At 33.2% G+C, this 23,353-nt stretch carries 18 protein-coding genes; 14 read left to right on the top strand and 4 right to left on the bottom strand.

Translation table 11 applies throughout. The features are described from left to right. Window positions 1-2: 2 nt before the first annotated feature. Together M4I21_RS06960 and M4I21_RS06965 are read left to right on the top strand one after the other, a co-directional pair. Window positions 3-1,421, top strand: a complete 1,419-nt coding sequence (locus M4I21_RS06960; RefSeq protein ID WP_249558394.1) for an MFS transporter — start codon at window positions 3-5, stop codon at window positions 1,419-1,421. Window positions 1,422-1,432: 11 nt separating this feature from the next. Next, complete coding sequence (locus tag M4I21_RS06965) at window positions 1,433-2,470, top strand: glycoside hydrolase family 43 protein (protein WP_249558395.1); 1,038 nt, start codon at window positions 1,433-1,435, stop codon at window positions 2,468-2,470. Window positions 2,471-2,701: 231 nt separating this feature from the next. On the opposite strand, the gene M4I21_RS06970 is transcribed toward M4I21_RS06965, so the two are convergent. Continuing rightward, a complete protein-coding gene (locus tag M4I21_RS06970) occupies window positions 2,702-3,304 on the bottom strand; it encodes an alpha-ketoglutarate-dependent dioxygenase AlkB family protein (RefSeq protein ID WP_249558396.1) in 603 nt (200 codons plus the stop codon). A gap of 151 nt (window positions 3,305-3,455) precedes the next feature. Between M4I21_RS06970 and M4I21_RS06975 the strand changes: the two genes are divergently transcribed. The 5 genes from M4I21_RS06975 to M4I21_RS06995 all read left to right on the top strand — a co-directional run bounded on the left by M4I21_RS06975 (window position 3,456) and on the right by M4I21_RS06995 (window position 10,633). Further along, the gene (locus M4I21_RS06975; protein WP_249558397.1) at window positions 3,456-3,866 is read left to right on the top strand and encodes a hypothetical protein; all 411 of its coding nucleotides are present in this window, start codon (window positions 3,456-3,458) and stop codon (window positions 3,864-3,866) included. Between the two features lie 152 nt (window positions 3,867-4,018). Next, window positions 4,019-5,101: an efflux RND transporter periplasmic adaptor subunit gene (locus M4I21_RS06980; protein ID WP_249558398.1), complete on the top strand. Its 1,083-nt coding sequence runs from the start codon at window positions 4,019-4,021 to the stop codon at window positions 5,099-5,101. Window positions 5,102-5,125: 24 nt separating this feature from the next. After that, window positions 5,126-8,377, top strand: coding sequence for an efflux RND transporter permease subunit (locus tag M4I21_RS06985; RefSeq protein WP_249558399.1), 3,252 nt, complete (start codon window positions 5,126-5,128; stop codon window positions 8,375-8,377). Continuing rightward, entirely contained in the window at window positions 8,370-9,815 is a 1,446-nt protein-coding gene (locus M4I21_RS06990) for a TolC family protein (protein WP_249558400.1), read from the top strand. Before M4I21_RS06985 ends, M4I21_RS06990 begins: the two co-directional genes overlap by 8 nt. Before the next feature lie 131 nt (window positions 9,816-9,946). After that, window positions 9,947-10,633 (top strand): hypothetical protein, encoded by a 687-nt coding sequence (locus M4I21_RS06995; protein ID WP_249558401.1) that lies wholly within the window; start codon window positions 9,947-9,949, stop codon window positions 10,631-10,633. Between the two features lie 314 nt (window positions 10,634-10,947). On the opposite strand, the gene M4I21_RS07000 is transcribed toward M4I21_RS06995, so the two are convergent. After that, entirely contained in the window at window positions 10,948-11,172 is a 225-nt protein-coding gene (locus M4I21_RS07000; RefSeq protein ID WP_249558402.1) for a hypothetical protein, read from the bottom strand. An 18-nt stretch (window positions 11,173-11,190) separates the two neighbouring features. Continuing rightward, window positions 11,191-12,432, bottom strand: a complete 1,242-nt coding sequence (locus M4I21_RS07005; protein ID WP_249558403.1) for a 3-deoxy-D-manno-octulosonic acid transferase — start codon at window positions 12,430-12,432, stop codon at window positions 11,191-11,193. 92 nt (window positions 12,433-12,524) lie between these two features. Between M4I21_RS07005 and M4I21_RS07010 the strand changes: the two genes are divergently transcribed. The 6 genes from M4I21_RS07010 to M4I21_RS07035 all read left to right on the top strand — a co-directional run bounded on the left by M4I21_RS07010 (window position 12,525) and on the right by M4I21_RS07035 (window position 18,341). Beyond that, window positions 12,525-13,679 carry a DegT/DnrJ/EryC1/StrS family aminotransferase gene (locus M4I21_RS07010; protein ID WP_249558404.1) on the top strand — a complete coding sequence of 385 codons (1,155 nt, stop codon included), beginning with the start codon at window positions 12,525-12,527 and terminating at the stop codon, window positions 13,677-13,679. A gap of 16 nt (window positions 13,680-13,695) precedes the next feature. Continuing rightward, window positions 13,696-14,712: a UDP-glucose 4-epimerase GalE gene (galE, locus tag M4I21_RS07015; protein WP_249558405.1), complete on the top strand. Its 1,017-nt coding sequence runs from the start codon at window positions 13,696-13,698 to the stop codon at window positions 14,710-14,712. Window positions 14,713-14,778: 66 nt separating this feature from the next. Next, complete coding sequence (locus tag M4I21_RS07020) at window positions 14,779-15,147, top strand: hypothetical protein (protein WP_249558406.1); 369 nt, start codon at window positions 14,779-14,781, stop codon at window positions 15,145-15,147. Window positions 15,148-15,266: 119 nt separating this feature from the next. Continuing rightward, complete coding sequence (locus M4I21_RS07025) at window positions 15,267-16,697, top strand: sensor histidine kinase (protein WP_249558734.1); 1,431 nt, start codon at window positions 15,267-15,269, stop codon at window positions 16,695-16,697. A gap of 11 nt (window positions 16,698-16,708) precedes the next feature. After that, window positions 16,709-17,485, top strand: coding sequence for an enoyl-CoA hydratase/isomerase family protein (locus M4I21_RS07030; RefSeq protein WP_249558407.1), 777 nt, complete (start codon window positions 16,709-16,711; stop codon window positions 17,483-17,485). Window positions 17,486-17,489: 4 nt separating this feature from the next. Next, on the top strand, window positions 17,490-18,341 hold the full coding sequence (locus M4I21_RS07035) for a hypothetical protein (RefSeq protein WP_249558408.1): 852 nt from the start codon (window positions 17,490-17,492) through the stop codon (window positions 18,339-18,341). Between the two features lie 3 nt (window positions 18,342-18,344). Here M4I21_RS07035 and M4I21_RS07040 read toward each other — a convergent pair whose 3' ends face one another. Next, window positions 18,345-22,061, bottom strand: coding sequence for a metallophosphoesterase (locus M4I21_RS07040; protein ID WP_249558409.1), 3,717 nt, complete (start codon window positions 22,059-22,061; stop codon window positions 18,345-18,347). Window positions 22,062-22,106: 45 nt separating this feature from the next. Here M4I21_RS07040 and M4I21_RS07045 point away from each other — a divergent pair, with 45 nt between their 5' ends. Then, window positions 22,107-23,315 (top strand): Pycsar system effector family protein, encoded by a 1,209-nt coding sequence (locus M4I21_RS07045; RefSeq protein WP_249558410.1) that lies wholly within the window; start codon window positions 22,107-22,109, stop codon window positions 23,313-23,315. The last annotated feature ends 38 nt before the right edge of the window (window positions 23,316-23,353 follow it).

A 23,353-nucleotide genomic window follows, 5' to 3' on the forward strand; every position in this document is an offset into this window, starting at 1 on the left:
AAATGACAACTATTTCACACAAATTATCTGTAAAAGAAAAAGTAGGTTATGCTCTTGGAGATTTAGCAGCCAATTTAGTTTTTCAAACTTTAGTAACCTATCTCGCCTATTTTTATACAGATATTTATGGTTTAAAGCCAGAAGATGCTGCACTAGTAACTTTAATAGTTGGTCTTATAGCTGCGTTTGGTTTTAACCCTATTGTAGGTGCTTTAGCAGATAGAACAAATACTAAAATGGGTAAGTTTAGGCCATGGATTTTATGGACGGCAATACCTTTAGGAGTAACTGCATTATTAGCTTTTAGTACGCCAGATTTTGAGTATCAAGGAAAGGTTATTTATGCTGTAATTACCTATACTTTACTGTTGTTGTTATACTCAGCAAATAATTTACCGTATTCTGCTTTAAGTGGTGTTATTACAGGAGATATGAAAGAGCGTAATAGCTTATCTGCATATCGATTTGTAGGTGTTTTAGGAGCACAGTTTTTTGTGCAAGTTTTTATGTACGATTTAATTTTAAAAGCAGGTCATGGCAACAAAGCAGCGGGTATGGAAACTGTAATGACCTATTTGGCGATTATAGGAACCATAATGCTAATGATTACGTTTTTTACAACAAAAGAAAGAGTAATACCTAAGCCAGAACAAAAATCTAGTTTAAAAGAAGATTTATCAGATCTGTTTAAAAATAGACCTTGGGTAATTATGTTGGTGCTTACCACTCTAATATTTATCACATTAGCAATGAAAGGTGGTTCTTATGTTTATTATTTCGAAAACTTTGTCAATGAAGATAAATTAAGATTGTTTTTAGATCCGTTTAGATCAATTCTACCCACATTTGAAAATGAAACTTCTTTTGGTTTAGGAGTGTTTAATGGAGTAGGTATTTTAGTTGGGTTAATAGGTATCGTTCTTTCTAAACGTTTGGCAGATAAATATGGGAAACGAAATGTTTTTGCCATTTCGCTCTTTATTTCAACCCTATTTATCATTGCTTTTTATTTTTATCAACCAGAATCGATAGAGCTTATATTTATTACTCAGATTTTGCACATGTTTTTTTACGGAATTGGTACCCCAATCCTTTGGACTATGATAGCCGATGTAGCGGATTTTTCTGAATGGAAAACAAACAGAAGAGCAACTGCCATTATTTTTTCTGCAATGATGGTTGGATTAAAAGGAGGAATTAGTATTGGTAGTGCTTTGGTTTCATCAATATTAGGTTTTTATGGCTATGATTCTCATTTAGAAATTCAAACAGAAGCAACCGTTAATGGAACTAAACTATTAATAAGTATGTATGCTGCCATTCCCTTTTTAATAGGTGTAGGTTTATTATATTTTTATGAAATTGATAAAAAAATGGAATTGAAAATAGAAAAAGAATTAAACGAAAGAAGAGCAAATTAAACAAGATAATAATGCCAGAAAAAAGTACAGAACACATCAACTTTGAGGAATTAAATAAAAAAGCTGTTTCACAACCATTAGTATCACATATGTATACAGCAGATCCTTCTGCCCATGTATTTAATGGTAAAATATATATATACCCTTCCCATGATATAGATGCAGGCGAAGCTTTTGACGATTTAGGAAGTCATTTTGCAATGGAAGATTATCATGTAATTTCTATGGATACTATAGATGGTAAAGCCGTAGATAATGGTTTGGCCTTACATGTTAACGATGTTCCTTGGGCAAAACAACAAATGTGGGCACCGGATGCAAACCAAAAAGATGGCGTTTATTATTTGTTTTTTCCTGCAAAAGCCCATGACGGCATCTTTAGAATAGGAGTTGCAACAAGTACCTCTCCAACAGGACCTTTTAAAGCAGAACCAGAAGCGATTAAAGGAAGTTTTTCTATCGATCCAGCGGTTTTTAAAGATGATGATGGAAGTTATTACATGTATTTTGGTGGTCTTTGGGGAGGACAACTGCAACGCTGGCGAACAGGAGAATTTAATGCAGAACAACCAAATAGTCCAACAGCATTTATTCCAGAAGAGAATGAGCCTGCCTTATTGCCTTTTGTAGCAAAAATGACAGCTGATTTGTTAGAATTTGAAGAAAAACCAAAGGAAATAGAAATTATTGATGAAAAAGGAAAATTATTATTAGCACAAGATATAGACAGACGTTTTTTTGAAGCAGCTTGGTTACATAAGCATAATGATAAATATTATTTTTCTTATTCTACGGGAGATACTCATTTTATTTGTTATGCTATAGGAGACAATCCTTATGGGCCATTTACATATGCTGGCAAAATTTTAGAACCTGTGGTAGGTTGGACTTCGCATCATTCTGTTTGTAATATTGATGGAAAAGATTATCTATTTTACCATGATTCTAGTTTGTCTAAAGGAGTAACTCATTTGCGTTCTATAAAGGTTGTAGAAATTAATTATAATTTAGACGGTACAATTCAAACCATAGAACCTTACAAGTATTAATTTTGAGAAGTTGCAATTTTTTGACCAACAATAAACTATCAGATGTAGCCTTTGTAATTGAATTTTTCAGTTTAAAATAACGAATTATCACTTAGTTATAAAAATTTTATAGAAGTATTTAGTAGAACATAGGTTTATAATTTATGAACTTTTTTACTTAGTATACGATGTCGTTCATTAAATAATTTATTATAAAAAAGCCTTTTGGGAAACTAAGAGGCTTTTTTTATGCTAGTTTTCTATAGTTCTAAATGTTAAGTTTATTCTTGGAGTGCTTACTTTTTTAGTTGGTGGCAGCCTATGTAGCCAGTTTTTTTGAGTAGTTCCTGTCATAATCAACAGACTTCCTCTGTCTAAATTAATGTCTAATCTTTGTTTGTTTTCTTTATGTTTAAAAGAGAATTTGCGTTCTGCACCAAAGCTTAAAGATCCTATTGCTCCGTTTTCTTTTAAATCTTTTTCACCATCACTATGCCAAGCCATACCTTCTTCTCCGCTATGGTATAAGTTAAGTAGACAAGAATTAAATGTTTCTCCAGTCTTTTCTTCTACAAGTTTTTTTAATGCTACAAGCTCTTTGGTCCAAGGTAAAGCCGTTTTAGTAATTTTAGAGTATGTGTATGTAAATGGTTTGGTAGCGTACCAGGCAACTTTACGTTTTGTAGTTATCGTTTTCCCAAAAATAATGGCTTTATCGTGTTGCCATTCTATGGTACTTAAAAGTGCTTTGTAATATTCTTGGGCTTTATTAATGGACATTATTCCACCGTAATAATACACTTCACCATCATAAGGAAGTATGTTTTTGTAGGTATTTGTATTAAATAAGTCCATTTTTTAATAAAAGTTACAGATAATAAGAAAAAGTCATTTGTTACAATTGTAATATACAACTTTGCTAGTTGTGATAAAAAAGCACTTTTTAACTTTTATTAACAGTAAAATGTTGCCTAGTAAATTTGTGTCGCATTATTTTGCAAACTGTATGAAAGTAGCGTATAAAAATAGTTTTATTTTAACTTTAGTGTTGTGTATTGCAACACTGGGTAATTTATATGCGAATGTTACTACAGAAAGCACAAACTTAAGTGAGCTATATGCTATTGGCTCAGAAAATAGTTTAGATTTTAATACCAATGATAATTTAGGATTATCTATCTCTGTTAGAGATAAACATTTTGCAACTGAAATTTTAGAAGGAAATGAAGAAGAGTTTGCAGAAAATGTTGCAGCAAGAAAAATAGATACAGATAATGGCGATTCTAAAATTGCCTTTTTTTATGCTCAAAATTTCGGTTCTTTCTATGCAGAACCTAAAAGCAGACTGCAGCTTAAGCACATTATTTTAAATAATGCAGCAAAAATCTATATAAGGCATCAAGTACTACTAATATAGAAAATTAAAGAAGCAGCACTATCTAAAACCACTGCTTTTACACCACACTTTTATTTATTTTGTCCAAGGACAACGGCTTCGTTCGTTTAGTATTTCTATGCGTTTGTGCCACACTTTTAAACAATCAATTATTTAAAAAAATCAATCGTATTATGAGGAGAACTTCTACACTCATAGGTTTACTACTTGTGCTTTGTTTTGCCAGTTGTGAGTCTAAAAAAGAAGAAAAGAAAGAGGAATCTACATTTCTTGTTACCAATCCTATTCAAAAAGACACCATTATTAAAAAGGACTATGTGTGTCAAATTCATTCTATTCGACACATAGAATTAAGGGCTTTAGAAAAGGGGTATTTAAAACATATCTCTGTAGATGAAGGTCAGTTTGTTAAAAAAGGCCAACGATTATTTAATATAATGCCAAACGTATACCAGGCCGATTTGGCTAAAGCGAATGCGGAGGCAGAAATAGCAGAAATTGAATACAAAAACACAAAACTATTAGCAGATAGTAATGTCGTTTCTACAAATGAATTGGCAATGTCTAAAGCAGAATTAGATAAAGCAAAAGCAGAGGTTTCTTTATCACAAACACATTTAGGGTTTACAGATATTAGAGCTCCTTTTGATGGTATTATAGATCATCTAGAAGTTAGGGAAGGTAGTCTTTTAGATGAGGGTGAAAAACTTACTACTTTATCAGATAACAGTAAAATGTGGGTGTACTTTAATGTGCCAGAAGCAGAGTATCTAGACTACATTACCAATACTGGAAAAGCTAGAGCTAAGCAGGTAGACTTAGTTATGGCAAACAACAAAATGTTTAATCAGCCTGGCGTTGTAGAAACAATAGAAGGTGAATTTAACAACCAAACAGGAAACATTGCCTTTAGAGCAACATTTCCTAATCCAGATAAAATTTTAAGACATGGAGAAACAGGTAGTGTACTAATGTCTGTTCCTTTTAATGATGCTTTGTTAATTCCGCAAAAAGCAACCTTTGAGATCCTAGATAAAAAGTTTGTGTATGTAATAGACGCTAATGGCATTGTTAAGCAAAGAGAAATAGAAATTGAAGCAACTTTACCTCACTTATTTATAATTAGCAAAGGCCTTTCTACAAAAGATAAAATATTGTTAGAAGGCCTGCGTATGGTAAAAAACAACGAAAAAATACATACAGAATTTTTAGAACCAAATACTGTGTTAAATAAATTAGATCTGTACGCAGAGTAATTACAAAATGTAACTATAAAAAATATGTTTAGTAAATTTATACATAGACCGGTATTGGCTATTGTTATCTCTGTAATTATCATTTTTACAGGGTTATTAGCAATAAACCAATTGCCTATATCACAGTTTCCACAAATTGCACCTACCACGGTAAATATTTTTATTGCTTATCCTGGAGCAAGTGCAGATGTGTTGGTAAAATCGACCTTAATTCCCTTAGAGACATCAATAAATGGTGTACAAGGAATGCGTTATATCGCTTCTGATGCAACAAGTGCTGGAGAAGGAACTTTACGTGTAATTTTTGAACCAGGTACAGACCCAAGTGAGGCTGTAGTAAAGATAAAAACACGTGTAGATCAAGTTATGCCTTTGCTACCAGAATTGGTACAGCGTGAAGGTGTAATTATTACACCAGTACAGCCAAGTATGCTTATGTATGTTAACTTATACAGTAACGAAAAGCATACAGACGAAAAGTTTTTATACAATTATGCTTATACCAAAATGGTGCCCGAAATACAGCGTATAGACGGTATTGCAAGTGCTAAAATTTTGGGTAGTCGTAAATATGCTATGCGTGTGTGGTTAAAGCCAGATCGTATGCGAGCATACAATGTATCTGCCGAAGAGGTTTTAAAGGCAATGGAAGACCAAAGTATTTTGGCTAGACCAGGTAGAATTGGTAGAAGTTCTGGTAAAAAATCTCAAGCTTTAGAATACACATTGGTCTACCAAGATAGGTATAGTGAACCGGACCAGTACAAAGACATTATAATTAAAGCCAATGAAGATGGTGAAATGCTTCAGCTAAAAGACATTGCAGATGTAGAGTTGGGAAGTGAGTTTTTTGATATTTATTCTAATCTAGATGGTAAACCATCGGCATCTATTGTATTAAAGCAAACCTTTGGTAGTAATGGTAGTGATGTAATAGCATCTGTAAAAGATAAACTTAAAGAACTTAAAGCAGATTTGCCTCCGGGTATAGATTATAAAATTAGTTATGATGTATCTAATTTCTTAGATGCTTCTATAGAGCAAGTATTGCATACACTTAGAGATGCATTTATTCTTGTTGCAATTGTAGTATTCTTATTTTTAGGAGATTGGAGATCAACTTTAATTCCAATTATAGCCGTACCAGTTTCTTTAATAGGGACCTTCTTTGTAATGCAGTTGTTTGGGTTGTCTATAAACTTAATTACCCTGTTTGCTCTGGTGCTCGCCATTGGTATTGTGGTAGATAATGCCATTGTGGTGGTAGAAGGTGTGCACGTTAAAATGGAAGAAGAGAATCTAACGCCATTTAAAGCATCTTATGCCGTACTTGGTGAGCTTGGTGGCGCTATTGTAGCTATTACACTGGTAATGACATCGGTTTTTATACCAATTTCATTTATGAGTGGCCCAGTAGGTGTTTTCTATAGACAGTTTTCTATAACAATGGCTGGGGCAATTGTAATTTCTGCAATTGTAGCACTTACATTAACTCCGGTTTTATGTGCTATGATGCTTAAAAATAACCACGGTAAACCTAAAAAGAAATCACCCGTAGATAAGTTTATAAATTGGTTTAACAATGGTTTTGAGAAATTAACAGGTAAATACGTAGGGATTTTAAAATACATTGTAAACAGAAGGGTTGTTACTTTTGGTATTCTAATTGCTTTTTGTGTAGGTATTTTTATAACTAATAAAGTGTTGCCAGCAGGTTTTATTCCTAATGAAGATCAAGGGATGATTTATGCCATTATACAAACACCTCCTGGAGCAACATTAGAGCGTACCAATGAAGTTGCTAAAAAGTTGCAAGCCATTTGTGAAGAAGTAGAAGGCGTTGCATCTGTTTCTTCTTTAGCGGGTTACGAGATTATGACAGAAGGTCGTGGCTCTAACTCTGGTACGTGTTTAATTAACCTTAAGCCGTGGTCAGAAAGAGAAAACTCTGTGCACGATGTAATGGAGAAATTAGAAGAGGAAACAAAAAATTTAGGTGCGGTTATAGAGTATTTTGAGCCACCTGCTGTTCCTGGTTTTGGTTCTTCTGGTGGTTTTTCTATGCGTTTGTTAGATAAAACTAACGGTACAGATTATCACGAGTTCGAGAAAATAAACAACAATTTTATGGAGGCTTTAGGCAAACGTAAAGAGTTAAGTGGATTGTTTACTTTTTATGCTGCTAACTATCCGCAGTATAAACTTAATATAGATAATAAAGCAGCAATGCAAAAAGGAGTATCTATTGGTGCTGCTATGGAAAACCTAAATATTTTAATAGGTAGTACGTACGAGCAAGGATTTATTCGTTTTGGTAGATTTTTTAAAGTCTATACACAGGCAGCTCCAGAGTACAGAAGTATACCGTCAGATCTAGAAAAGCTTTTTGTTAAGAGTGAAGAGGGTAAAATGGTACCGTATTCCGCTTTTATGAAGATTGAAAAAGGTCTTGGTCCTAACGAAATTACCAGATATAACTTGTACAATTCGGCGGCAATTAGAGGACTTCCTGCTCCTGGTTATACTAGTGGTGATGCTATTAACGCCATAAAAGAAGTAGCTAAAGAATCTCTACCACGTGGGTATGATGTTGCTTGGGAAGGATTGTCTTATGATGAAGCTAGTAGAGGTAACGAATCTATCTACATTTTTGCTATTGTTTTGGTGTTTGTATACTTAGTATTAGCAGCACAGTACGAGAGTTTCTTACTTCCATTGGCGGTAATTCTATCGTTACCAGTGGGTATTTTTGGTTCTTTCTTTTTATTAAAAGTGATGGGACTTTCTAATGATGTTTACGCGCAAATTGGTATGATAATGCTGGTCGGTTTATTAGGTAAAAATGCCGTGCTTATTGTAGAGTTTGCTGTGCAAAAACGCAGAGAAGGTTTGTCTATTTTAGATGCGGCCATTATAAGTTCTAAAATGCGATTTAGACCTATTTTAATGACATCTTTTGCCTTTGTAGCTGGTTTAATACCCTTGGTAATTGCAAATGGCGCTGGGGCTATTGGTAACAGAACAATTGGTGGTTCTGCTTTAGGAGGTATGCTTATAGGTACCGTGTTTGGCGTACTTATAATTCCTGGGTTATACTATGTTTTTGCGAAAATGGCAGATGGTCGTAGTCTTATAAAAGATGAAGATACTGAGCCATTATCTGAAGAGCTTATTGAAATGTCTGAAGGAGAAAGTCAAACAAAAGCCAATACAGAAAGCATTAACAAGCTTAGAAGGATCCTAAATAAATTAAGAAAAAACAATAAAAATGAGTAACATCAAATTATTAAAAATAAGGTTTGAGCATTTATTTGTGTTGGTTTCATTTTTAGGAGTATACTCTTGTGTACCAACAAGAGAAATAAAAAATGAAAACACCACAGTGCCAAATGCATATACTAATGCAACTGCAGATACTATAAATTCTGCGACAATGAAATGGGATCAGTATTTTTCTGATCCCAATTTAAAATCGATTATAGATACTGCTTTGGTTCATAACCAAGAACTTAACATTATGCTACAAGAGGTACAGGTAGCAAAAAATGAAATTAGGGCGCGTAAAGGTGAGTATTTACCATTTGTGAACCTGCAGGCAGGTGCAGAAGTAGAGAAAGTTGGACGATACACTAGTCAAGGTGCTAGCGATGCTAATACAGAAATTAGAGATGGTAAGGAATTTCCGGAGCCATTACCAAATTATTCGTTTGGAGCGGTAGCTTCTTGGGAATTAGATGTTTGGAAAAAGCTTCGAAATTCTAAAAAAGCCGCTGTTTTAGAATATTTAGCATCAGAAGAAGGTAAAAATTTTATGGTTACTAATTTGGTTTCAGAAATTGCATCTTCCTATTATGAGCTTTTAGCACTAGACAATCAACTTAAAATAATAGAACAAAATATAGCCATACAGCAAAATGTACTAGGTATTGTTAAGTTGCAAAAGCAGGCAGCTAGAGCTACAGAATTGGGTGTAAAAAGATTTCAGGCAGAGGTGCTAAAAAATCAAAGTAGCAAGTACAAAATTCACCAACAGATTACAGAAGTTGAAAACAAGATTTGTTTTTTAATGGGCTCTTATCCTAAGCATGTTAAAAGAACAACTGCGGCTATTGTAGATATTGTTAACGATCCTGTTTATGAAGGTATTCCTAGTCAATTATTACTAAATAGGCCAGATGTTAGACAGGCGGAGTATGAGTTGGCTGCACATAAGTTAAATGTAAAAGTAGCAAGAGCTAATTTTTATCCTTCTATTGGAATAAAAGCAGGTGTAGGTTTTCAAGGTTTTAAGCCTCGATTCTTAACTAGAACTCCAGAGTCTGTTGCGTATAACTTGGTAGGCGATGTTGTAGCTCCTTTAATTAACCGAAATGCTATTAAAGCAGCTTATAAAAGTGCAAGTAACAAGCAAATTAAGGCTGTTTACGAGTACGAGAAGGCTATTTTAAATGGATATATGCAAACAGCCAATGAATTGTCTAACATAGAAAACCTTAAAAAGAGTTTTAATTTAAAGCAGGAAGAGGTTAATGTGTTAACAGAATCTATAGCTATTTCTACGCGTTTGTTTAGATCTGCTAGAGCAGATTATATGGAGGTATTGCTAACCCAACGTGATGCGTTAGAAGCAAAAATTGAGCTTATAGAAACCAAAAAGGAACAAATGCTAGCGCATATAAACATATACCACGCTTTAGGTGGTGGTTGGAATTAGTTTTTTTAATTGTTTTGTTTTTTAGTTCGTTGTTAAAGTTTTTTAGTTCTCTACTTTTTCAACGAAAAAGCCCTTCAGGAATGAAGGGCTTTTTTTATTATAAATTGCAGATAAATTATTAATATTAGCATATGGAAAAAATATTACAACTTATAGACAAGTATAAATATTTAGTTTTTGCTTTTCTTTTACTGTGTGTCATTATATCTCCTTATTTATTTACAAGGGAAAGTTTTTTAGGAATCTCTTTTGATGAAACAGGTGCTATAGGTGATACAATAGGAGGTATTACAAGTCCTTTTGTTAATTTACTGGCTGCTTTTTTGGTTTATTTGTCTTTTAGGGAGCAAACAAAATCAAATAAAGAGCAAATAGAGAATAATAACCAAAGCTACATTTATAGATTGTTAGATGATGTTTTGAAAAATAAAATTTATACTGAAGAAAATTTTTTTGAAGGTTATAAAAATGCATTGAGTTCGGTTAATCTCCAAACAAATAGTCAGTCTTCAGATGACCTTAAAAATATTCATTTTCATAAAGTTGATGATTTAATAAATAGTGTAAATTTTTTAATTTTTGAAATAGAAAACAAGCTTAAGGATGAGAAATTACAGAAGTTTTATCTTTCTAAAATTTCTTTATTTTTATCTCGGATGAAAGTAAACGACTTGATAGACGAATTTAAGAAAATTAAGAAACAAGAAAATAAGAATTCTGATTTTCATAAGTATATAAGCAGAATTGATACTGAGCTTAATAAGTTAAATGAAAAATTAAAATTTTCAAAAGTTTCTAATACCTTTTTTACCTTTTGATATGAAAAAAGCCCTTCAGGAATGAAGGGCTTTTTTTATTATAATTTATAGCTTTTTAAAACTAAGTTCAAAAACAAGACGTGGGGAAAGTGCTTTCTGTCTTTTACAAGACGCCAACGGCGGTCAAAATTAAGCATCCTACTACGGCAATTAATATTGCAACAAGTACAACAACCATTACTGATAGGAAACTATTTAAGACCTTTGTGCCTAAAGTTAATTCTCTCATAATCCAAATAGTTTCTATTAAAGTACAAATTATTTTTTACTTTAACAATTATTAGGTATTGAAAATCAATGAATTAGATTTTATTTTAAAGAGTTCTAGAGCGCATTGTGTCTAATTCTTCTTTTTTTGTTAGCTTTTTGGGTACAACGTTTTGGATGGAGTCGTTCTTCTTAAGTAATTTTTCTAGGCTGTCTATTTTATGATTGATAATTTTTTCTTCAGGACTAGCCTTTGTTTTAGATGTATTTGTACAAGAAAGTACAAATGCAGTAGCAGCTGCTATGAGCAGTACATTAGGATTAAATTTCATATTGTAACAAATTTAGGGTTACAACAATGTACGTATGTATGTCACTATTTGGATGCTTGCACCTATGTTCTTGGCTACGTAACTTTTGTTAATCTCAGCTGTAGTTTTATAAAAAGTATCCTGTGAAAGTAGTTGGTTTAGCTTCTCTGTAAACTCTTCTTTGTTTGCAGCTGTTAGGACACCTTTTAATTGTACTAAATCCTCGGCCTCTTTAAAACCTTTGTAAATTGGGCCAATTATAATTGGTACACCAAAAACTGCAGGTTCTAAAGTGTTGTGTAACCCTCCTTTAGTAAAGCCGCCACCAACATATGCTATGTGCGCATAGCTATAGATTTTGGTTAAAATACCAATAGTATCTACAATTAAGACATCAAAAGAAGAAATGTCTCTCTTGTTAATTTCGGAAAATAGAACGACTCTTTTTGTTATGCTTTTCTTTAATTCTTGTATTTGCGTTGGTATTATATTGTGCGGGGCAATTACAAATTTTGTGTTTTGGTAACTGTTGTTATTTATAAAGTTGGTCAAAAATAAATGACCTTGTGGCCAAGTGCTACCCGCTACAATACAGGTTTTTCCATTTGTAAAATTAGACATAAAGTCTAATGTGTTATCCCGCTCTAAAATTTTAGAAACCCTATCAAATCTAGTGTCGCCACCAATGGTACAATTTGTATAGCCAATACTTTTAAGCAACTCTTTAGAGTTAGTATCTTGCACAAAGAAATGGGTAAATGCAGTTAAGCTATTTCGCATAAAGCCGCCATACCATTTAAAAAAAGATTGTTCTTTTTTAAAGAAAGCCGAAACCAAAAGTGTAGGTATTTGTTTCTCTTTTAAAACTTTAAGATAATTAGGCCAAATCTCGTATTTTACAAAAATAGCAAGTTTAGGATGTAATGTTTGTATAAACTGTTTAGCGTTTTTTACTGTGTCTAAGGGTAAGTACACAATGGCATCTGCAATAGGATCATTTTTTTTAACCTCGTAACCAGACGGAGAAAAAAAAGTAACAACAATCTTATAATCAGGATACTCAACTTTTAATTTTTCTATAACAGGTAAGCCCTGCTCGTACTCACCTAAAGATGCGGTGTGCACCCAAATAACGTTGTCATTTTTAGAGATGCTGTTAGTAAGCCTGGTGTATATGTCTTTACGACCTTGTACAAAGAGTTTAATTTTTGGACTAAAATTGGCTATAATTTTAACCAAGATAGCGGCAATATGTACTACAATGTTATATAAAAGATGCACCTAATGTTTATTTGTCGTAAAAATACGTTTCTTTCCCTAAATTAATTGTTGTCCAAGGGTATTTTTGTAAATTTACGACTCAAATTACGGCAATGAAAAAAATTCAGATGGTAGACCTTAAAGGTCAATACCAAGATATAAAAGAGCAGGTGAATACTACTATCTCTCAAATATTAGACACATCAGCATTTATTAACGGTCCAGAAGTACACGCACTACAAAAAGAAATGGAAGACTATTTGGGTGTTAAACATATGATACCCTGTGCTAATGGTACAGATGCATTGCAAATTGCAATGATGGGCTTGGGATTAAAACCCGGTGATGAGGTTATTACAGCCGATTTTACCTTTGCAGCTACTGTAGAAGTTATTGCGTTATTACAATTAACTCCTGTTTTGGTTGATGTTGAAGCAGATACATTTAATATAGATCCTATTGCTATAGAAAAAGCAATTACGCCAAAAACTAAAGCAATTGTACCAGTACATTTATTTGGGCAGTGTGCAAATATGGATGCTATTTTAGAAATAGCAGAAAAGCATAATTTATACGTAATAGAAGATAACGCACAAGCTATTGGAGCAAGTTATATAGGTAAAGACTGTAGCAAGAAAAAAGCGGGTACAATGGGACACGTTTCTGCAACTTCTTTTTTTCCTTCTAAAAACTTAGGTGCTTATGGTGATGGTGGAGCTATTTTTACAAATGATGATGAATTAGCACACACATTAAGAGGTATTGTAAATCACGGTATGTACGAGCGTTACCACCATGATGTGGTTGGCGTAAATTCTAGGTTAGACTCTATACAAGCGGCAGTTTTAAGAGCTAAATTACCGCATTTAGATACGTATAATCAAAAAAGAAGAGCAGCAGCATTAAAGTATTCTATGGCTTTAGCAAACCATAAAGATATTATTACACCAAAAATGGCTGTATGTTGTTCTTCTGATACTTGTGTATGTGATTGTCACGTTTTTCATCAATATACATTACAAATAAAAAATAAAGATAGAGATGCGCTTGTAAAGTATTTACAATCTAAAGATATTCCTTGTGGTGTATATTACCCAATTCCGTTACACTTACAAAAAGCATATAAAGACAGCAGATACAATGAAGCAGATTTCCCAGTAACAAACCAATTGGTAAAAGAGGTTATTTCTTTGCCAATGCATACTGAGTTAGATGATGAGCAAATTACATACATTACAAATGCTATTTTAGAGTTTTTAAATAACTAACCATAATAAGAAATAGATGAAAATATTAGTAACAGGCGGATTAGGCTTTATTGGTTCGCATACTGTAGTAGAATTACAAAGCAAAGGTTTTGAGGTTGTAATTATTGATGATTTATCTAATTCTTCGGAAAAAGTAATAGATGGTATTGTTGCAATAACAGGTATAAAACCAACATTTGAAAAGTTCGACCTTAAAGAAAAAACGAAAGTTCAAGATTTTTTTAAGCGTCATTCTAATATATCAGGTGTTATACATTTTGCAGCATCTAAGGCAGTAGGTGAAAGTGTAGAAAAGCCACTTTTATATTATGAAAACAACATAGGTACGCTAGTATATATGTTGCAAGAGTTATCTGCAATGCAAAGCGCTAATTTTATTTTTAGTTCTTCTTGTACCGTATATGGGCAAGCAGATAAAATGCCAATTACAGAAAGTGCTCCCGTAAAAGAGGCCGAGTCTCCTTACGGTAACACCAAGCAAATGGGTGAAGAAATTATAAGAGATACGTGTAAAGTTGTACCTGCTTTAAATGCTATTGCGTTGCGTTATTTTAACCCAATGGGGGCACACCCAAGTACAGAAATAGGAGAGCTGCCAATAGGAGTGCCTCAGAATTTAGTGCCTTTTATTACGCAAACAGGAGCTGGTATTAGAGAGCAGTTATCTGTTTTTGGAGGCGATTACCCTACGCAAGATGGTACGTGTATTAGAGATTACATACATGTTGTAGATTTAGCAAAGGCACATGTTGTTGCTTTAGAACGATTAATCTCGGGTAAAAACACTGAGAATTACGAAGTTTTTAATGTAGGTACAGGTACAGGAAGCTCTGTATTAGAAGCAATACAAAGTTTTGAACGTGTATCTGGTAAAAAACTGAATTATAAAATTGTAGATCGTAGAGCTGGTGATATTACAGCTGCTTATGCAGATACTACAAAAGCAAATACCGTTTTAGGCTGGAAAGCAGAATCTACTTTAGATGAAGCTATGAAATCTGCCTGGGATTGGGAGCAGAAAATTAGAAAATAATGTTAAAAACAGTAAAGTGTGGTTTAGAAATAAACCATACTTTATTTTTTTGCGTACATAAAAGAGATGACTTTTAATTACCCAGACAGTACAACTCTTTTAGCCTCTGTAGAAGGCAAAAAACTATATACTAACTTAGTTGTGCAACTACAGAAAGACTTTGGTCTTGCTAATATAGAATTTAGCTTATTAGATGACAATACATCTATAGCGCCGCAAGACTTAGTGGCTGCTTTACGAGAGAAAATTTATCAATTACTTTTAGAACGTTTTACAGAATATTTAAATCTGTTATATATTATAGATGTTCCTGAACAAATTTTTAGAAAAATAAAAGCGACAGATGCAGTAGATGTTGCAGATCAAGTAGCTTTTTTAATTTTAAAAAGAGAGTGGCAAAAAGTTTGGTATAAAAATGAATACTCTAGTGAATGAACTTGCCTTTTAAGAAGTAATCTTAGCTGTTAAATTTGGCGTAATAATTGCTATATTTGAAGGTAAATATTAGATTCTTGTTTAAAAAATTATCACTTAGGTCGCGTATCTTTATTACTATGATGTTTTTGGTGCTTATGGCATCAGTATTAATCGCAGGGGTAACTATTTATCAATATAGAGAACAGTCTAAAGAATACAACAGAGATAGACTAGACCGTAAGGAGGCACAGATAAAAGAAAGTGTAAACCTTACCATTAGAAAAACATCTTTTGAGCGTATTACAGAAAAACTTCAGCTTATTTTTAAAGAAGAGATTTTTGAAATAGCAGAAATTCAAAATGTAAATTTTAGTATTTATGATTTAGAAGGGCAGTTAATTATAGATTCACACCCTTTATTAAATAAAGTCTCTGTAGTAACATGTTTAGATGCTTTGGTGTTGCAAAAGCTAAAAACTAGTGATAATCAACGTTATGTAGAAGAGGTAAGTCATATAGAAAAAACATCTAATCAGGAAAAGGTGTTTAGATCATCTTATACATTTATAAAAGATTTAAAATTTAGAGATATTGGTATTCTAAAATTAGAATATGTAGAGGATACTTCTTTTGAAGATAAAGAATTGCCAGAGTTTTTATTGCGTTTAGGTTTGGTGTATGTTTTTATGTTTGTAATTGCTATTGTGTTAGCATACTTTACATCAAAATATATAACAAGATCTTTAAAAACAATTTCTGATAAACTTAATCAGACCGATTTAAGTATAAGAAACCCTAAAATTTTTATCGATAACCCTAGTGAAGAAATTGGCCGTTTAGTAGATGCTTATAACGGTATGATTGATGAGCTAGAGCAAAGTGCTGTAAAATTAGCAAAGAGCGAAAGAGAACAGGCGTGGCGAGAAATGGCCAAACAGGTGGCTCACGAAATTAAAAATCCGCTTACACCAATGCGATTAAGTGTACAGAGCTTTGAACGCAAGTTTAATCCTGAAGATCCAGATATTAAAGAAAAATTGGCAGAATACTCAAAAACACTTATACAACAAATAGATACTATGAGTAGTATTGCATCTGCGTTTTCTAATTTTGCGCAAATGCCAGCGCAACAAAACGAGACGTTAAACGTAGTTAAAATTGTTAAATTAGCTGTAGATATCTTTAATGAAAGTTATATTCACTTTATAGCAGAAGAGGAGCATATTGTTGCGAAATTAGACCGTACCCAATTGGTGCGCGTAGTAACTAATTTGGTGAAAAATGCAATACAAGCGGTGCCAGAAATAGTGAATCCAAGAATTTTGGTATCTGTTGCTTCAGACGGAGATTTTGTAAAAATATCTGTAGCCGATAATGGTATTGGTATTGCAGACGAGTTTAAAGATAAAGTTTTTGAACCCAAGTTTACAACCAAAACTAGTGGTATGGGCTTAGGTTTAGGAATGGTGAAAAATATTGTAGAAACGTATAAAGGAGACATTACACTTACATCGCAACCAGACAAGGGAACAGTGTTTGTAGTTCGGTTTCCAAAAGAAAATAAATAAAAATTAAGGATATGGAGTTTGATACTATTTTAGTTGAACAGGTAGAAAGTACAGCAATTGTAACTATTAACAGGCCAAAGAAATTAAACGCTTTAAACAAGGCTACTATTTTAGAGTTACACACAGCTTTTACAAATTTAGGAGCAGATAAAAGTGTAAAAGCCATTATTTTAACGGGTAGTGGTGATAAGGCTTTTGTTGCAGGTGCAGATATATCTGAATTTGCACATTTTACCGAAGAAGAAGGAGCTAGATTAGCAGGTAAAGGACAAGATGAACTTTTTAATTTAGTTGAAAATTTAAGTACGCCAGTTATTGCGGCCGTTAATGGTTTTGCACTTGGTGGCGGATTAGAATTGTCTATGGCTTGCCATTTTAGAGTAGCTAGTGATAATGCAAAAATGGGATTACCAGAAGTATCTTTAGGTGTAATACCTGGGTATGGAGGTACACAACGTTTACCACAATTAATTGGTAAGGGTAGAGCAATGGAACTTATAATGACAGCAGGGATGATAAGTGCAGATAAAGCACTTAGCTATGGCTTGGTTAATTATGTGGTTACACAAGAAGAATTAATGCCGCTTTGCCATAAGTTAATAGGTAAAATTACAAATAACTCATCTGTTGCTATTGCTGCAGCTATTAAAGCCGTAAACGCAGGTTTCTCTACAGAGGGGTATGCTGCTGAAATTGAAGCTTTTGGTGCTTGTTTTGGAACAGAAGACTTTAAAGAGGGTACTTCTGCGTTTTTAGAAAAAAGAAAAGCAAACTTTCCAGGAGCCTAAGTCAATGCAAAATTATTTAAAATTAAGTTTTTTATTACTTCTAGTTAGTTGTGGTAATTACGGGCAATTAAGTGTTGTTGCCAATATTCCTGATGAGTTTAAGGAAACCTCTGGTTTGGTTGTTTTAAATGAAAAAAGCATTTGGTTAATTGAAGACAAAGGAAATGAGGATGAGATCTATAAGATCGATGCTAATGGGAATTGGCTAAAAACATTAAAAGTAAAGAATGGTAAAAATCACGATTGGGAAGATTTAACCAAAGACAAAGAAAATAATGTTTATATCGGTGATTTTGGAAACAATAGTAGTGATAGGGATAATCTTAAGATATTAAAAATTCCCAATCCAGATAATGAATCAGGAGATACTATTGAGGCCGAGCAAATAGAATTTAGTTATCCGGAGCAAACAGATTTTTCACCAAAGAAAAAAGGACTGCTATATGATGCAGAATCAGTTTTTCACTGGAAAAACAGTTTGTATATTATTACAAAAAATAGAGCAACACCATTTACGGGAGAAGCTTATATTTATAAGGTCCCTGCTATTAAAGGAAAATACAAGGCCAAACTAGTTGGTAGTTTTATGGCTGGCACGGACGAGCGTACAAGTAGAGTAACTTCTGCAGCTATTTCTCCGGACGAAAAAACCATTGTGCTTATTGGTAATGGTATGCTTTGGAAGTTTACAGACTTTAAGTCTGATAATTTTACAGAAGGAACCGTAAAGTCTATAGATTTAGGTGTTAGAACACAATTAGAATCTGTTTGCTTTGTAACTAATACGACCTTGTATTTAGCTGATGAACAAAGCAATAAAACTGGCAATAACCTATATGTTTACAAACTAAACTAGGGTTTAAAAACCAAACCCTAGTCCAAATGTAAATCTTGGTCCTTCGTCAGCGTAAAACAAAGCAATTCGTGCAGATATTACGTCTGCTCCGTTTAAAAATAGGCCACCACCATAAGATGTTTTCCATTGATCAGAATCTTCTGTTGGTAACCAAATACGTCCGTAATCAAAACCAGAATAAACGCCTAAAGATATAGGGACAATGTTGGTTTTCATTTTTCTAAGACTAAAACGTATATCTGTATTTTGGTAATATGCTTTTTTACCCGTAAAACGTTGGTTTCTGTAGCCTCTTAAGCCATCTATGCCACCAACTGTTGCTCCTTGGTAAAATTCATAATCGTCTCCTATATTAAAATGTGCTTTCCATTTTGTAGCTAATACTAATCTGCCGCTAGGTATTAGTTTATAGTCAAAAGCAAGACTTGGAATTATATAAGCATAGTTTTGACTATCATTTACTAAAGATTGTTTGTAGCCAGCTTTTATCATTGTAGACATTCCCATTGTAGGAAAAGCAGCATTGTCTTTATTTTCATAGGTGTATGTAGCGTCTAAACCTAAAAAAGTATTACGAACGTCTTCATTATTTGCCACATAAAATGTGTTTATAAATCTGTCTTCTGTTTCTTCTACCTCTATAGTTTCTAGACCAATACCAGCTTTAAATTTACCGCCTAATTGGCCATTGTAAACAATAGATGGGATAACTTTTATTTGTTCTAGTTTAACACGATTATAATCCATTCCTAGATTGTCATCATCATTAATACTTTTGTTTCCAAGTCCAAAAAAGTTAACACTAAAGTTGGGACTTGTAAATCTTGTTTCAACTTCAAAATTCCAATTGCCAAATATGTTGGCAAACTCACCCGTATAGCCAAAATCAAACCCTTGCGTAGCAAAATAGAAAGATGCGTTAAACGTGTGTTTTTCTGTAAACGGATTTAGTCTAAAGCCATTGTAGGTATATGTGTTTGTGAATCCAATTTTTAAACCATCATCCGGGTTAAAACCAATTGTTGGTATAATTTGATTAACGCTATTGCGAATGGCTAAAGGATTGTAAACATTTGTGTTGTAATCATCCGTAAGTTTTATTCTAGCTTTATTAGTTTCTTTAAACGTATTTTTTTTAGACTTATGGTCGTAAATAGTTATTTTTTGTCCTTTTGTAAGGTTGTAAATATCATTATTTTGTCCACCAATAATTCTAATTCTTATGTTGTTACGGGCGGTGCCGTTATCTTCAAAATAATCATCGTCGTCTAAGCCGTAAATCCAAATTTCTCTTGTGACATCACTACTAAAAGTTTTATCAAAAAACAGTTTGTCTTTTTTACCTTTAATATTACGGTAAACTTTTATTTGTACTTCTTTTTTATTTAAGTGATTAATCTCAAACCAATCATCCTTATCTGTACCCGTAACTACAGCAAATTTGTTTAATATTCTGTGGTATTCCTTAGCGTATTCTTGTAGGTGAGAAATACGAGATAATAATATTTTTTTAAGTTTGGGTAAAGAGCTGTCTTGTATTTCTATAGGAAAATCTTTAAAAGATGCATCTATAACTTCTGCTGTTAAGTTGTTTTGTATGTATTCTGCTTGTTCTAGCCAATCGTCTAAGTTTGTTTCGCTTAATAAAGCTATATCTAAGACGTAAGTTTTAGGAGAAGAGTTAAATCCTCGTACGCTTCTTATTTCTTCGTTAAAACCTTCCATTAAGCGTAAAGAAGGAACAATTCTGGAAGCTAAACTCATTAAAGGCCCGTCTCCCATATTAGAAAAAACTTGATCTCTATCTCTAGGTACTGGCTTGTAAATTATTTTCTTCTTTTCTTTGTTTTCTGCCCAACGCCATTGGTCCGTGTGTCTGTCCCAATCGCCAATGGCCATATCAAAAAGACGTGCTCTTAAGTACAGTTTATCGTCAACAGTATATTTTTCGTCATCACGCAAATCTTCAAGCATGCTATCTGTACTTTTAAGTTCATTAGCATAACCAAAACTTTTTAAATCTCCATGATTATCTCCAGCATGTTCTTCAAACATATATAATTCATCTCCATAATTTACATTAAAATCTCCTAATGCTTTTTGCTTGGGAATGTAATATAATTTAGGGTTAGTGTGGTAAATATCTATGGCGTCTGATAGTTTAGAAACAATATATGGTGCATACGGGTGTGAGCCTGTATAGAAATCCATTAATAATTTCTCTATGGCAGTATCTTCAAATTCACCAACAATGTATTGTTCTTTAAAGGCCATAGACTGCAAATACAATTCTGCACTTTTACGCATAGAGCGCATTACGTATTCCTTACCGTCTTTGTCTGCTAAACGCAACGATTTAGATTGGTGTCCGCCACCCGCTCTAACGGGAGTTAGTCCACCGTAAATAGTATCTAAGCTCAATGTTGGTACGGTAACAGGTGTGCCGTAGTACTTGCGGTAACGATCTCCCCAAACAAAATTGTGAAAACCTGTTTTTTTAATTTCATCCTGCGTGTAAATAGAGGCGGTTGTAGTAGCCGGAAAAGTACTTTCTAATTCTTTAGTAAATAGTTTTTTGTCTTCTGGTAATACTTCCGAAGTAAATAAAAATTTCTCATCATTATTTTCATCTAAACCAAAATAACGTACTCTAGAGGAGCCGTCTTTATAAACTTCTAAAGTGGCATAGCCTTTTTCTCCAGTAGAAAATTTACTACCATTAATAAGTCTTGTTTCTCCACTTTTAGCACCTGCACCACTAACAATTTGCGGTGTGTTTTCTTCTACAATATATTGTAAAGAATGTTCGTGACCAGATACAAAAATTACTTTATTGGAGTATTGGGCTAGTGTAACCACGCGGTTTCTTAATTCTCGGTATCTTTTTCCTTGTAAATCTTCAGAAGAAGGTCCTGCCGTTTTTCTAAGGATATTTAAAAAAGTGCCTAAAATTGGTACTGGGCCAACACCTGGTTTTGGATAAAAATGCTTTTTAAATGAATATTGTCCGCCGTGAGAACCGTAACTGAACATAGGGTGGTGCATTGCAATTACCGTAGTTTTTTGTCTGTTTTTAGAAATTAGACTTTCTAGTTCTATTAAAAATTTTTCTCTACTTTTTATATCGCACTTATCATTAATATCTGGGCGTTTGTTCCAGTTGGTTAAATACCACTCTGTATCTATTGCAATAACTATAAGATTATCATTAATCTCTATAGTTTCTAGTGGACAACCATCCTCTGGTAAAAACACATCTTTGCTGTCTAATGCTTCTTGTATGTATTTTTGTTCTCTTTCTAGTCCCACTAATCCTTCTGTATACCAATCGTGATTACCAGGAATAAATAGTGGACTTCCTTTGTAGTTTTCTAATGTTTTTAGCTGTGCATCTAAATGACTTTTTGCTACTAAATATGCAGCAGTAGAATCTTTAGGGTCTGGCATTCCTGCAGGGTAAATGTTGTCACCCAAAAAGAAAACAGAGCTATTTTTCTCTGCTTTGTCAATTCTTTTTTTGAATGATTTTAAAACAGGATTCATTCCCTTAAGAGGAGATTTCCCTGCATCACCAATTAAATAAAACGTATGTTCAATTTCTTTTTTAGTTGTAACGTCTATGCTTTGCTCCTTATTATCGTATTTGGTTTTTACTGTTGCACAGCCCGTAAGGATAAAAATACTTAACGACCAACAATATTTACTAATAGAAGTATTCATAAAGATTTTAATTTTGTAATTTGTGATGCATCTTATATTAAAGCTATGGCAAATATTATACAAGAAACAGAAAGTTATGTTATTAGTCTATTAACTAATGAGTTAGATTCCAATTTTTTGTACCATAACATTAGGCATACCCAACGTGTTGTCAAAAGTACGCAAGAATTATTAGATTTTTATACGTTAGACGCAAAAGACGCGGAAGACTTACTGTTAACAGCATGGTTACATGATACGGGCTACACCAGAAGTGCAAAAAATCATGAGGAAGAAAGCTGTGTTATTGCGCGCCAATTTTTAAGTGGAAAAAATTTAAGTGAAGACCGTATTAATAATGTTTGTGACCTAATAATGGCTACAAAAAAGGGGTACGATCCTAAAAACCTAAATGAAGAAATAATTGGAGATGCAGATTGCTCACATTTAGGAAAGCAAAGTTACTTAGAAACAACGGAAATGCTAAGGGAGGAATTGGCTTTGTTGGGGATAGCAGATTACTCTGCTGCAGATTGGAGAAATGCTAATATTAAAATGTTTCAGACGGAACATCGGTTTTATACTGAATTTGCTATAAATAAATGGCAAGAGAATAAGGACAACAATTTGTCTAAGCTTATTAAGGCTAGGAAAAAGATGAAGAAGTTGGAGAAAAAAGAGAAAGTAAAGGCGCAATATAAAGCACAAATAAAGGATAAGAGTCCGGAAAGGGGTGTACAAACTATGTACAGGGTTACTATGCGTAACCATCTAAAATTAAGTGATATTGCAGATACTAAAGCTAATATTTTATTGTCTGTAAATGCTATTATAATTTCTTTAGTGCTAGCAGATCTAATGCCTAAATTGGATAGTCCTTCTAATAAATATTTAATATTGCCAACGGCTCTTTTTATGTTTTTTAGTGTAATTTCTATGGTCTTGTCTATTATCGCTACAAGACCAAATATAACATCTGGAGAATTTACCAAGGAAGATGTGAAAAATAAAAAAGTAAATTTATTGTTTTTTGGAAACTTCCATAAAATGAAATTAGAGGATTACGAATGGGCAATTCAAGAGCTTATTAAGGATCAGGCTTATGTGTATTCATCTCTAACTAAGGATTTATATTTCTTAGGTCTGGTGTTAGATAGAAAGTATAAACTACTAAGGATAACTTACGCTATTTTTATGGTTGGGATGATTGTCTCTGTATTGTCATTCTTTTTGGCTTTACATTTTTATGGACCAAGAGAAGCAGTACTGCTATAAGGCTAAATTAAAGCATAAAAAAAGGCGAATTTTTAAAA

The sequence above is a fragment of the Cellulophaga sp. 20_2_10 genome, assembly GCF_023476645.1.
Taxonomy (GTDB): domain Bacteria; phylum Bacteroidota; class Bacteroidia; order Flavobacteriales; family Flavobacteriaceae; genus Cellulophaga.

What these genes read in the sequence shown, in the direction of transcription:
- M4I21_RS06960 (WP_249558394.1), top strand. Translation starts at nt 3, where the DNA reads ATGACAACTATTTCACACAAATTATCTGTAAAAGAAAAAGTAGGTTAT.
- M4I21_RS06965 (WP_249558395.1), top strand. Translation starts at nt 1,433, where the DNA reads ATGCCAGAAAAAAGTACAGAACACATCAACTTTGAGGAATTAAATAAA.
- M4I21_RS06970 (WP_249558396.1), bottom strand. Translation starts at nt 3,304, where the DNA reads ATGGACTTATTTAATACAAATACCTACAAAAACATACTTCCTTATGAT.
- M4I21_RS06975 (WP_249558397.1), top strand. Translation starts at nt 3,456, where the DNA reads ATGAAAGTAGCGTATAAAAATAGTTTTATTTTAACTTTAGTGTTGTGT.
- M4I21_RS06980 (WP_249558398.1), top strand. Translation starts at nt 4,019, where the DNA reads ATGAGGAGAACTTCTACACTCATAGGTTTACTACTTGTGCTTTGTTTT.
- M4I21_RS06985 (WP_249558399.1), top strand. Translation starts at nt 5,126, where the DNA reads ATGTTTAGTAAATTTATACATAGACCGGTATTGGCTATTGTTATCTCT.
- M4I21_RS06990 (WP_249558400.1), top strand. Translation starts at nt 8,370, where the DNA reads ATGAGTAACATCAAATTATTAAAAATAAGGTTTGAGCATTTATTTGTG.
- M4I21_RS06995 (WP_249558401.1), top strand. Translation starts at nt 9,947, where the DNA reads ATGGAAAAAATATTACAACTTATAGACAAGTATAAATATTTAGTTTTT.
- M4I21_RS07000 (WP_249558402.1), bottom strand. Translation starts at nt 11,172, where the DNA reads ATGAAATTTAATCCTAATGTACTGCTCATAGCAGCTGCTACTGCATTT.
- M4I21_RS07010 (WP_249558404.1), top strand. Translation starts at nt 12,525, where the DNA reads ATGAAAAAAATTCAGATGGTAGACCTTAAAGGTCAATACCAAGATATA.
- galE (WP_249558405.1), top strand. Translation starts at nt 13,696, where the DNA reads ATGAAAATATTAGTAACAGGCGGATTAGGCTTTATTGGTTCGCATACT.
- M4I21_RS07020 (WP_249558406.1), top strand. Translation starts at nt 14,779, where the DNA reads ATGACTTTTAATTACCCAGACAGTACAACTCTTTTAGCCTCTGTAGAA.
- M4I21_RS07025 (WP_249558734.1), top strand. Translation starts at nt 15,267, where the DNA reads ATGATGTTTTTGGTGCTTATGGCATCAGTATTAATCGCAGGGGTAACT.
- M4I21_RS07030 (WP_249558407.1), top strand. Translation starts at nt 16,709, where the DNA reads ATGGAGTTTGATACTATTTTAGTTGAACAGGTAGAAAGTACAGCAATT.
- M4I21_RS07035 (WP_249558408.1), top strand. Translation starts at nt 17,490, where the DNA reads ATGCAAAATTATTTAAAATTAAGTTTTTTATTACTTCTAGTTAGTTGT.
- M4I21_RS07040 (WP_249558409.1), bottom strand. Translation starts at nt 22,061, where the DNA reads ATGAATACTTCTATTAGTAAATATTGTTGGTCGTTAAGTATTTTTATC.
- M4I21_RS07045 (WP_249558410.1), top strand. Translation starts at nt 22,107, where the DNA reads ATGGCAAATATTATACAAGAAACAGAAAGTTATGTTATTAGTCTATTA.